Below are 13,624 nucleotides of genomic sequence, written 5' to 3'. Positions count from 1 at the left end.
AATGGGGAATTTAGAAATGGAAATATCAGATGCTGAGAAAACAACCGTGGTATTCAGCACACAAAACAGATACGATAAAATAATGGAAATGGTTTTTTGAAGTCTTAAAAAGTGCTTTTTAAAAGCTTTATCAAAAAAGGGCAGCGTTTGGACCATAGGTATATAGGTTCAAGACACAAAATGTCTTTCGGTTAAATTAGTAGTTTTTGGAGCCGCGAAAATATGCAATCAACTGGCTATCAGCTATATTTTTCGATAAACTACCCAGATTAACGATGAATGACGTTTTTCAATCGACCATAATACACTTTTGACTACAAAAAAAATGACTATTTGATAACGAAGTGGTAAAAATTGGCAGGTATATTGTACATATATTACTGTTTTAAAGAATATAGTGACAAAAAATCAATAAAAAAAGCGCAACAATGTTGCGCTTTTTTTATTTAATTATCTGAAAAACAATATTTTACATTATCTTGAAAAATATAAATACCCCATTAAACTTATCGGCTCATTTAAATACGTTTTATACGTAATCACGTAAAAATAAGTACCAACCGGTAATCCTTTTTGTTTATTGAGCGTTGCCCTTCCTTCTGAAATTCCTGTAAAGACTACGGAGGTATTATTATAACCATGAGCATCATAAACCAGAACTCCCCAACGGTCATAAATTTCTACATATACATCAGGATAACATTCGACCCCATCGATTTTGAAAACTTCATTCATCCCGTCACCATTAGGTGAAAATGCATTGTGAACTGTAATTTTACAAGCGTCTATTGGCAGTACGGTAGGATTGTCTCCTAAAATCGAGTTTCCGTCAGACAAGTCTTTTGCAATTTGTCCGTCCGGGCTGACAGCACTCACCTCAGCCTGATTTACGACAGCTCCGGCCTCGAGATCAGCAGCTGTTAAAACATAGGTTCCAACAAAGTTATTAGAATTTGTCTCTCCTTGTTTTAAAATCACCGGATCACCGGTAATAGTTACGCCTGGTTTAGGATCTTTAACTACAACATTTACAAGTATAATATTTCCCGTATTGGTTATGCTAAAGCGATACGTAACCGTTTCCCCTACCTCAGCATATCCATTTTTATTTTCATCATTAAAAGTAGCCGTTTTTATAAGTGCAATAGAAGGTTTAAGACTTAAATTAACAACTGTTGGATCATCATCACCGGTTAAAGTAGGATCATCGCTATCAGAGATATCGGTAACCGGATTTCCCTGAGGGTCATCTCCAATTGCAAGTGCCGAATTGATTACTACCCCTTTGGCAACGTCTGCAATATTTACGGTATAGGATGCTGTGGCCGTTCCTGTTGCACCCGGTGCCAGTACATTAGGGGAAACAGCAATGGTTGTCGCTGTTAACATCGGATCTGTTACAACCAAATTGGTGAGTACTACATTTCCGGTATTCTTAACTTTAAAACTGTAATTGATGATCGAACCTACTCCGCCATTGCCTGTTAATACTCCTCCTTTTATCAAGGTCAATTCTTTATGTTGTGGTACAGGAGTAATCGTAGGATCATTAGGTCCAATTAAGGTAAGATCATTACTGTCTGACAAATCCTGAATGGCTGATCCGCTAGACGGCTGCGCTGTAACCAAAGCCTGATTTTCGACATACCCCAGATTAATATCTGCCTGAGTCAGCACATAGGTTCCTTTATAACTTGTTGTATTGGATTGCCCAACTCCCAATACTGCGATTGGTGTGCCTGTAATGTTTGCTTTTGGATCGGTTACTACCACATTATTTAAATCTAAAGTTCCGGTATTGGTAATAACGAAGGAATAACGAATCTGCTCTCCCGGCTGTGCATACCCATCACCATTGGAATCAACGAAAACACCTTGTTTAAGCAATTGAATGGAAGGTTGTGCTACCGTTATTTTGATAACTGCTTCATCGCAATTTGACGGATTTAATTTGTCACAAATTTTATATACAATAGAATATACTCCCGCAGCCGTACCCGCAGGAACATCTACAGCACCGGTAAGAATATTTAAAACAGGAACTGCTGCTCCGTTTATGGAGTTTGCCGCAGTAATAAGCGTACTATTAATATTAGTCTGCAGAATTGTTGTTCCGTTTAAAGTATCGTTGGCGTACGCATTTAAAACATTACTTGCTCCGGTTAATCCATTAATATTGTCAGCGGCATCATCATTCGCAACAATTGTCGGAACGGCTACTACAATAGTAATAATGGCATCATCACAATTCGTTGGGTTTAATTTGTCGCAGATTCTATATCTAATCTGATAAGTTCCCACCGGTGTACCTGCCGGAATGCTAACAAAACCAGTCGCCAGATCTAAGGTAGGAACCAGTCCGCCATTTATAGAAGTTGCCCCACTGATAATTGTTGGGTTAATTAAACTCACATCTGTTAGAAGAACTCCGTTGTACGTATCATTGTTTGTAAAAGCATTCAGTACATTATTTATTCCTGATAAGCCATTTGCGTTTGTGATGGTATCATCTTCCGCAACTATCGGAGGTGCGTTTACAATTATGATAATCGTTGCCTGATCACAATTCGTCGGATTTAGTTTTTCACAAATTTGATATTGGATGAAATAAGTCCCTGCAGAGGTTCCTGGCGGTACATCGACATTTCCTGTAGCGGTATTCAATACGGGAACAATTCCGTTTGTTGATGTTGGTGGTGGCGTAGTACTCAAAACACTGATATTAATCAGAGTGGCTTGTGCTGTTACTCCGTTAAGGCTATCATTGGTTAGAGCATTTACCACATTGTTTGCACCAACATATCCGTTAATAGCATTGGCAAAATCATTATTAGCATCAATAATTGGGGCAATAACATTTATGGTGATATCTGCCTCACTGCAATTTAACGGATTTAATTTTTCGCAAATACGATAATGAATGACATAAACTCCTGCTGAAGTTCCTGCCGGTACATCGACATTTCCTGTAACAGTATTCAATACCGGAACCGGGTTTCCTGAGATATATCCTGTCGGAGTTATTCCACTTATGGAAGTAATATCAATGTTAACCAATTGAATATCCGAACCGTTCAATCTGTCATTTGTAATGGCATTTATGATGTTCGTTCCGCCTGTATAGCCATTAATCGTACCTGCATTATCTGCATTGGCGATGATAGTTGGCGCTATAACCTCAATAGTTATAGTTGCCGTATCAAAATTGGCTGGATTTAAGTTCTCTCTCAAACGATATTGAATGGTGTAAGTTCCTGCTGCGGTTCCTGCCGGTACATTTACATTTCCGTTTGAAGGATTTAGAACAGGTACCGCTCCGCCATTAATTGGTGTTGCCGGAACTATATTACTGATGGTTACCTGAGAAGGAATAACCGCTGCTCCGTTTAGAGTATCATTTGATAAAGCATTCACTACATTCGTTGCTCCGGTAAATCCATTAATATTGGCTGCGGAATCATTCACTGCATCTATTTGAGCTCCTGTCACATTAATGAAAACTGTAGCATTATCACAATTCAGCGGATTTATTTTCTCGCAAATATGGTATTTAATTTCATAATTCCCTGCCGGAGTTCCAGCCGGAATACTTACAAATCCGGTTAGCGGTTCTAATACCGGAACCGGACCTCCGTTTATTGGTGTTGCGGCAGCATCAACGGTAATATTAACTTTTGAGATGTTAGCAGCAGTTCCGTTAAGGGTGTCATTCAATAAAACATCAATTGCATTGTTGGTAGTTACATATCCGTTTATATTAGCAATTGTATCATCATTGGCTACAATTAACGGAGCCGAAACCTCAACAGTTATAAAAGCAAAATCATTATTAGACAAGTTCAGCTTTTCATTCAGCTGATACCCTATCAGGTAAATTCCTGCTGCAGTTCCTGGTGGTACACTTACGTTTCCTGTTATCGCGTTGAGTACCGGAACCAAACCTCCGTTAATTGGTGTAGCAGGTATAATATTAGTAATAGTTACTTCCGAAGGAATTACAGCCAAACCATTTAAGGTATCGTTGTTTAAAGCATTTAAAGCATTTGGATCTCCAACAAACCCATTAATTGGTGCAAAATTAGCATCATCTACAGCATCAATTGGTGCCGGAACAACCATGATGGTAACCACTGCCTGATCACAATTCGTTGGATTTAGATTTTCACAGATTTTATATACAAATTTATATTCTCCGGCTGGCGTACCCGGGGGAACGTCTACTAAACCGGTAACGCTGTCGAGTGTCGGAACCGGACCGCCATTTATAGCGGCTGGAGTTGATATAACGGTTGTCGTAATATCCGGAAGGTCCAGCATTCCTCCGTTCAGTAAATCGTTATCATAAATATTGATGATATCATCTGCTCCCTCATAACCATTTACATTTAAAACCGTATCGTCAATCGCTTCAATAATTGGTACAACTACATTAATAATTACAGTCGCATCATCACAATTACCCGGATTAAGGTCTTCACAGATCTGATACTTTATTTGATATTGACCTGCCGGAGTTCCCGACGGAACAGTCACAAAACCTGTCGAAACATCCAATTCCGGAACCGGAGCTCCCGGAGTTTTAGGCTGTGCCGGAGTTAGCACTGACGGAGTCAATACATCTGCCAAATTGATATTAATAATCTGACCGTTAAAAGTATCAGCTCCGGCTGCATTGGTGTACACATTAATGACATCTACCCCACCTTCATAACCATTGATATTATTGACCTGATCGTCATTTGCAATTATCGGAGCGGCATCTACCACAATGGCAATGCTTCCGTTTGCACAATTTGTCGGGTTTAATTTTTCACAAATCGTATAGGTTATATAATAGGTATCGGCCGGAGTTCCTTCGGGAATGCTGATGCTTCCTGTGGCCGCACTAAAAACCGGAACATTAGCTCCAGGGTACAAAGGTGTCGCCGCAATATTTTGAGAAATTGTTATTTCATCAAAATTTGCTCCTGTTATCGGTACTCCGTTTAAGGTGTCATTGGTCAGGGCATTCCCAGCATTCAGCTGTCCTACATAGCCATTTATGTTTTCTATTCGATCATCATTTGCAATAATTTCGGCATTTCCAACCGGAACCAGAATACTTGCGGTATCACAATTGGTAGGCGCTCCGATTTCGCAAATCCTATATTCAATTTCATACAGTCCTTTAACGGTCCCCGGCGGTACATTTACATTTCCGGTGGTGATATCCAGATACGGAACGGTTGTTATGGCCGAATTAATAGGCTGTGCCGGATTTACTACCGAAAGGGTTACATTAGACAAGGTTGCCTGTGCACTGGCCAGTCTGTCATTGGTTAAAGCATTAATGACATTGTTAGCTCCTGTGTATCCGTTTACCAGATATTTCACTATATCGATTCGGGCATCAATTCCCGCAGTAGTTACACTAATGGATTCTGTTGCTGTCGAACAATTTTTAAAATTCGCAGGATCTGATGGAGTTCCCGGATTTACAATTTCACATATCGTATAAGTTAAGGTATAATCTCCCGGAGGAGTTCCCGGTGCTACAGAAATAGTATTGTTCGCAGGATTAAAGGTTAAGAAACTGGAAATAGAGTTGATCGTAACATTTACTGACGAAGGGTTCAAAATGACCCCGTTTAGGGTATCACTGTCTAAAATCGTTTGTGCTCCGGTATTACCTCCTGTATCTCCTGATATGGAGGCAAAATTTTCTGAAACTGCACAAATTCTGTTAGAAATAGTAAAGGTCGTTCCGGATGAGATACAAGTATTCAGCCCTACACGTCTGACATAAATGGTTACATTTCCGGAAGGCAAACCTGCAAAAACGTTGCTAGCCTGAAAGGTTGTTCCATTACTGCTGTACTCATATCCCGTACCCAAATCCGGATTCGTGATATTAATGGTACCTGTAGCACTGGTACAGGAAGGCTGTTCTGTTACTGAACCAACCGGGGCCGCAGGCAAATCAAAAACCTTTAAAGTTACCTGATTGGAAAGGGTACGGCAACCGGACTCTGCCTGAGAAATGTTCACTCTGAAATATCGGTTTCCTGCTGTAGCATAAGCCGGTGTTGTATAAGAAGCTGTTGTACCGCCAACTCCAGCTGTTACGTCTGTATAAGGCCCTGCCAGAGCAGCAGCACTTTGCCATTGATACAATATTGGGCTTCCGGAAATATTTCCTGTTGCCACAACGGTGAAAGTATGAGTCTCATTAATACAGGCTTCCCCATCTTTTGGTTGTGTAGTAATTATTGGAATCTCAAAAACATCTACTTTCGCCGGATTAGAATTTATTGTTCCACATCCAACACCAGAATCCGTCACATGCAATCTGTAATACGCATCTGCATTTACAAAACCGGTCGTATAAGTTGTTGTATTAGCTCCCGAACCATCCGTTACGTTTGCCCACCCTGTTGTTCCATCCAAGGATTTTTGCCACTGATAGGTAAAGTTTCCGGAACCATTTTGTGCACTGGATGTCATTGTAAATACACCTCCTTCACAAATGTTTCCTCCCACAGGCTGTACTGCTATCGTTGGATCCGGAATAACATTTGCTACTACAACATTGGTAATAAGAGTACAGTTTGGATTTGACGAAGTGATTACACAACGATAATAAGTTGTAACAGAAAGCGGTCCTGTCAAATAATTCGGATTTTGCGCCCTGATCTCTCCGGTAATATCAGCCCAGCCATTAACCCCGTCAGGAGAACGCTGCCATTGATAGGTAAACGAAGCCGACCCATTGTTAGCAGAAGCCGCTGTTGACATCAATACTGTTCCTCCCACACAAACGGTATTCGGATTAACAGGCTGAGTCGTAATACTTGGAATAATTACTGAGGCAATACTCGATAAAATTGGTATACATCCCTGAGTAGGATCAGAAATGGCTACCTGATAAAAAGTAGTCACTGTTAAGTTTGGAGTCGTATAAGATGCCGAATTTGCACCCGAAATATCAGTAAAGGGACCCGCTAAAGCAGCAGAGCTTTTCCATTGGTACGCATAATTTCCGGAACCTCCTGCCACTACTACATTTAAAGTTGCGTTTGAACCACTGCAGATGTTTGTTTTAAATACCGGCTGTGTCACTATTGTAATGGCCGACAAAACGGTCACGGTCGCTACGTTTGAAGTAATGGTATTACATCCGCTTCCGCTGGCCGAAACATCTACTTTATAATAAGTCGTCTGTGTTAAAGCAGGAGTTGCATAAGTTGCTGCCGTTGCCCCGCCTATGGCTGTAAAAGTAGCATTGTTTGTACTGCTATACCATTGATAAGTTAAGGCCGGAGTTCCATTTGCTCCTGTTACCGATAAAGTATGATTTCCTCCCGAACAAATTGTCGCTCCTGCTGGCTGAACGGTAATGGACGGATCCGGAACCACTGTTGCCGTAACGGTATTGGAGGTTAAGATACAATTGGTTGTCGATGAGGTCACTAAACATCTGAATTGGGTTGTAGCATTCAATACATCTGAAGTAAAATTAGCTGTAGTTGCCGTTGTGTTGGTTTCATTCACAAAACCTGAACCCGAATTACTTTGCCATTGATAACTAAGTGATCCTGTGCCTCCGTTTAATGAAGCCGAAATACTGATGCTTACAATTCCTCCCACGCAAATAGCTGCCGGAGTGGCTGGCTGAGTCGTGATTGTTGCCACAAATACCGGTACTGCATTCGAATAAACTTCGCAGCCATTAGGCGTTTGTGTCACTCTGACTCTGTAATAAAAAGTAGAAGTTAATGCTCCGGTGGTGTAAGAGGCTGTTGTGGCACCGCTTCCTCCTGTTGTATTGGCCCAGCCTGTTGTACCGTTTGCCGATCTTTCCCATTGATAAAGCAAAGCTCCTCCCAAAGGATCTCCCGAAGCTGCAACTGTCATGGTATGTGTCGCACCGGAACAGATTGTATTTCCAACAGGCTGCTGGTTTACAACCGGATCAGGAATTACATCTACTAATACACTATTGGAAGATACCAGACCACAACCGTTTCCGGTAGCCGAAACATCTACACGATAATAAGTATCCTGTGTTAATGCCGGAGTGGTATAAGTACTGGAAGTCGCACCGGATATTTGCGCAAAACTTATATTATCCGAACTGCTGTACCATTGATAATTTAAAGATGGAGTTCCGCCTGTTCCTGTAACCGATAAGGTAAATGCTCCGCCTGAGCAGACAATTCCTCCTGTTGGCGGAACTGATATGGCAGGATCAGCGACTACAGTGGCTGTAACCGTATTTGAAGTCAATACACAATTGGTTGTTGATGAAGTTATCAGACATCTGAACTGAGTGGTAACATTTAAAGCATCAGACGTAAAATTAGCGGTTGTTGCCGTCCCATTGGTTTCATTTACAAAACCTGCACCTGAATTACTTTGCCATTGATAACTTAATGCTCCTGCTCCTCCGTCTAAAGTTGCAGCAATAGTAATGCTTACAATTCCGCCTACGCAAATAGCTGCCGGAGTGGCCGGTTGTGTTGTAATTCGTGCAACATTAACCAATGCCGCATTTGAGAAGGTTTCACAGCCACTTCCCGATTGTGTAATTTGTGCTCTAAAATACAAATTCGATGTTAAGGCTGCTGTAGTATAAGTTGCAGTATTGGCTCCGCTTCCTCCTGAAACATTAGTCCAGCCCGAAGTTCCATTCACCGAACTTTGCCATTGATACGCAATCGTTCCTGCAGCTGTATTGGTAGTTGTCGCAGTGACCGTCATCGTATGGGTGTTCCCTGAACAAATTGTACTTCCTATGGGCTGAATGGAGACAACAGGGTCTGCAATAATCGTGAGCTTTGCCACATTACTCGTAACCTGTGTACAAGTACTCGAAACAATTACTCGATAATAATAATCTCCACTTGTTAAAGCATTATTAGTGGAAAAAGAAGCATTCGTTTGTCCTGAAATATTGGCCCAGCCCGTTACGCCATTGGCAGAAGTTTGCCATTGATAGGTATAAGGAGTTATGCTTCCGGTTGGGCTAGCCGTAAAAGTTGTGGTACCTCCCTCGCAAATGGTAGTGTCACTTGTTAATGCCGCAAGGGCTAAGTCAGAAGGTCGTATTATATTGACTTCATCTGCATACGAATTACAAGAACCATTACTAATTGTCCATTTTAATCGAGTTGTCCCTACTGATATATTCGTTACCGTAGTATTAAAAGCATTGGCATTGGTGATTACTGCCGTACCTCCGGGATTCGTTACAAAAGTCCAGACACCTGTTCCCGTTATCGGATTGTTTCCATTTAAGGTTGCGGTTCCCGTATTACAAATCGTCTGATCGGCTCCTGCATTTGCTAAAGGCGGCAATGCATTTACGGTTACCGAAACAGTACTGGAACTTGATGCACAAACTCCACTTGTAATCGTCCATCTAAAAACATAATTACCTGCCTGTGTTCCCAGAACAGTTGTTGTTGGCGAAGTGGCATCTGTAAAACCTACTGTTACCGGCCCTGAAACTTGTGTCCATAAACCCGTTCCAATTATTGGTGTATTTGCTGCCAGAGTAAGTGTTTGAAATTCACAGATACTAATTGGAGTTCCTGCATTTGAAGTGGATGGCAGAGGGTTAACCGTTAAAGTCATCTCATCAAAAAATTGACAGCTCAGATTTGTGGCCGTCCATCTCAAAACATAAGTTCCCGAAGTACTTGGTGTAAATGTAGAAGTCGGACTCGAAGCATCAGAAAAAACTCCTGCCGGTCCACTGGTTTTTGACCATTGTCCCATTCCAACAGTAATGACATTGGCAGCTAAAGTTGCACTATCAGATTCACAAATCGTCTGATCAGGTCCGGCATTAGGAACTGTTAAATCTGCAGTCACCGTAATTTGAACCGAATCTGTTGTAGACGGACAAAGTGCTCCATTGCTAACGGTCCAGCTAAAAATATATACCCCTCCTGTTTGTGTCAGATTGCTAACCGTTGTAGTAGGCATAATATCTGAACTAAATACCGCTGTAGTTGGTCCGGAAACCTGAGCCCATTTTCCCACTCCTGCCAGTGGTGGAATTGCCGTTAAATCTGTCACAGATCCGCAAATACTTTGATCACCACCCGCAATTGCCGGTGAAGGCGGTTCTGAATTCTCAATCCTAATTTGATCCGACTCACTACAGGTTCCTGAACTAACCGTCCAGTTAAACACATAAAAGCCATAACCCGGATTTATAAACATCGTATTAGGATCGGTATCATTTACAAAAGATCCTGTTCCCGGGCCGAATAATACCGTCCATTTTCCTGTTGTTCCGGGATCAGGTGTCGAAGCTGCCAGCTGAAATCCCCCTGCACCTACATCGCAAAATTCCTGATTAGGCCCCGCATTTGGAGGTGTTGTAATCTGACCGTTTACCGTTACCTGAATATCATCTGACGTTTCAGGACAAAGGCCTTGTGCCGCAATAGTATATCGAAACACGTAAACACCCGGTATTAAATTGGTTACCGCTGCGCTATTGTTACTGGTTGTTGTAATGATTGGCGCTCCTGCTCCTCCGGAAACATAGGACCAGGTTCCTGTACTGTTGGGATTACCCGTTAAATATAATGGTCCCTCTAAGCAGGTGGCATAATCAGACCCCGCAGCAGCAACTTCCGTTACTTTTACAGTCATCTGATCTTGATTTGTCGGACAATTTATTCCTGTAGAAGTGCTCCATTCTAAAATATATTCTCCCGTTATAAGTCCGGATAAAGTTGAATTGGCAGCTCTTGCATCTGAAAATACAGGTGAATTTGGTCCGCTGACCAACGACCATATTCCATTGCCAATCACCGGAGGAGTTGCTCCGAGAGTAACCGAATTTTGATTACAAACCGTTTGATCTGCTCCTGCGATTGCCGGTGAAGGACCTTCGTCAACATTAAGCTGTACGGTATCTGATGTACTCGCACAGAATCCTCGTGAAATGGTCCATTTGAACACCCATGAACCTGGAGTTAGTCCCGTGATTGTAGTAGTGGGACTAGTCGGATTTGTAATAACAGGTCCGTCTCCTCCACTAACCAATTCCCATAGGCCGCTTTCTCCGGAAGCTGGTGCATTTCCCGTTACTGTTGTATTATTGGCACATAGTCTTTGACCAGGACCTGCCTGAGCTACAGTAATATCGGGTGCTATAGTTATACCTACACTATCTTCGCCATCAGCACAGCCCACATTACTAACGGTCCACTTGAAAGTATAATCTCCGTCACTTAATCCTGTTACCGTAGTATTATATTGCGTTGGATTTGTAATGGTTACCGATGTTCCCGCTGTCTGAGTCCAAAGACCAGTTCCGGGAGTAGGATCATTTCCGTTTAAGGTAATCGTGCTGGTACCTGTCGGAAAACATTGAGCAGCTCCTGCATCGGCATCCGCTCCTTCTGTACCATTGGTAACAACATCAACTGTATCTGCCGACGTACCGCAGCCGTTTGCAATAGTCCAGGTAAAAGTATAAGTTGTATTGGCAGCCAATCCGCTTACTTTGGTATTTGGATCACCCGGATCGCTAATAATGACACCGGCACTGGGAGAAACTGTCCAGGTACCATTTTCGCTGTTCTGTATGGCATTTCCCTGTAATTGAACTTTTGCACCGAAACAAACAGCCTGATCAGGTCCCGCATTAGCATCTGTAGGGGCGACACTGGATACCAAAACCTCAGAAGTACTTTGAGATACTTCACAGGCTTCTCCACCGGAAATGGTCCATCTAAATTTATATGCCCCGTTAATTAAGGGAGATACTGTTGTAGTGGGGCTATTGACATCAGAAAAGGTGACAGTACTGGGCCCTGAAATCTGTGACCATTTTCCTTTCCCCCGAACGACCAGATTTCCCGCCAATGTTCCGGAAGTTGAATTACAAGGTACTATCTGCATCGTTCCCGCACTCGAGGTGGTAGGAGTTGCAGATACCACCAATGTCACATTATCATAAACGGTTTCGCACTGACTCCCCTGATTTGGCGCCTTAATTAACCGAACAACGTAAGTTCCTGAAAAAGTCAATTGACTAATTGTAAGACTGTTTCCTGAAAAATTCACCGGAGATGTCGGGAACGAAGGATAGGGCGGATTCAGAATGGGGTTGATACTTGGTCCTGATACGATCTGCCAGCTCATTTGCCCATTACCTGTAAAAGTTACCGGAATTATAGCTTCAGAATCATTACAGCCCAGAACCTGATCCGGACCTCCTGAAATGGATATTATATCTTCTAAGACTACCACATAATTAGCCGTCGTCACACAATTTGTTACGCTGTTCGTCAGGGTGTACAAAAAAGTATAGGTTCCTAATGTGGTCATTCCTGATACTGCTGTGGCCGGAGAAGTCGGATTTTGAATTACTGCTGTTGGGCCTCCGGTTTGTGTCCACTGCACACTTTCATTTACGTATCTTGGTATTGTTCCCTGAAGGATTGTTGAGGTTCGTCCGTCACAAAAAAAAGCTGTAGAACCACTAACATTAGTAACATCGGCTGTTGGCGGCGGAACTACTACCGTTACTTCATCCACTCCATTGGCACAGGTTCCGGCAACAGTCCATCTAAAAACATAGGTGCCTTCAAGCAGGCCTGTTACGGTTGTATTGTTTTGATTGGCATTCGTAAAAGTTGGAATACTTGGTCCTGAAACAACTGTCCAGGTACCTTGCTGCTGTCCCGGTGTATTTCCGCCAAAACTCCCATTAAGAGTAACGGTCTGAGTAGCAGAATAACAGTTTGAAAGCGTGATGTCAGATCCTGCAGTAACAGGCATTCTTCCGCCCAAGCTTGAAATAACTACATCATCCGTTGAAGTACAGGATGCATTTGTTATGGTCCATCTTAGCGTAGTCGAACCGGAGCTATTTCCGGAAACGGTAATAGTACTAGTGGGAGAATTTGGATTGTTAATTGTAACTCCGGCACTATTATTTCCTACAATACTCCAGGTTCCTGTTTCTGTTCCTCCTACTGCGTTTCCGTTAAGTGGATATGTCCCCTGACAATAGGTTTGATCCGACCCTGCATTTGCATTTGTAAGTGGCGAAACCGTCACCACAACATCATCAAATATGGTTGAATCGTCACCACATTTAGCCGTTAATCTAAAAGTATAACTATTTCCGGGAACCGCTCCCTTAATTAAGGTCTGCAATGCATTCGGATCATCGATTTGTAACGCTGGTCCTCCTATCTGACTCCATTTCGGAGCATCCATAAAATTAGTCCCCGGTGCCGTATTGGCTGTCCCCAGTAAATAAAACTGATCTGGTGGTAAAGATGTTGCTCCACCCGGACAAATTGTTCTGTCTGCATTTGCATTTACAGTACAATTCTGCGAAAAAGTATAAACGGGAAGTACAAATAAAAAAAAGAAAAGCGTTTTATTTAGTCCTTTATGTAATTTATCAGAGTAATTTAATTTCATAAATTTAAATTTTTGAATTAAAAACAAAGAAATAACAGTAAAAACGTTGGGGCGGCTTAACACAAATTTAATAAAAAAAAGCTTATCAAGTCAATAAATACACTGATTATTAAGCAGTTACAAAGCAAAAGCAATTAAAAAACACAACTAACTGATTATCAGCAAATTACACTTGTCGAAAGAT

1 protein-coding gene is annotated in these 13,624 nt (G+C 41.9%); it reads right to left on the bottom strand.

Going from position 1 to position 13,624, the window contains the following annotated elements:
* Positions 1–474: 474 nt before the first annotated feature.
* Positions 475–13,440 (bottom strand): PKD domain-containing protein, encoded by a 12,966-nt coding sequence (locus OLM58_RS10495; protein WP_264532235.1) that lies wholly within the window; start codon positions 13,438–13,440, stop codon positions 475–477.
* Positions 13,441–13,624: the final 184 nt, after the last annotated feature.

The organism is Flavobacterium sp. N502540 (assembly GCF_025947365.1).
Taxonomy (GTDB): domain Bacteria; phylum Bacteroidota; class Bacteroidia; order Flavobacteriales; family Flavobacteriaceae; genus Flavobacterium.
Note: the sequence above shows the minus strand (reverse complement) of the source record. Positions and strands in the feature narration are given on the sequence as shown.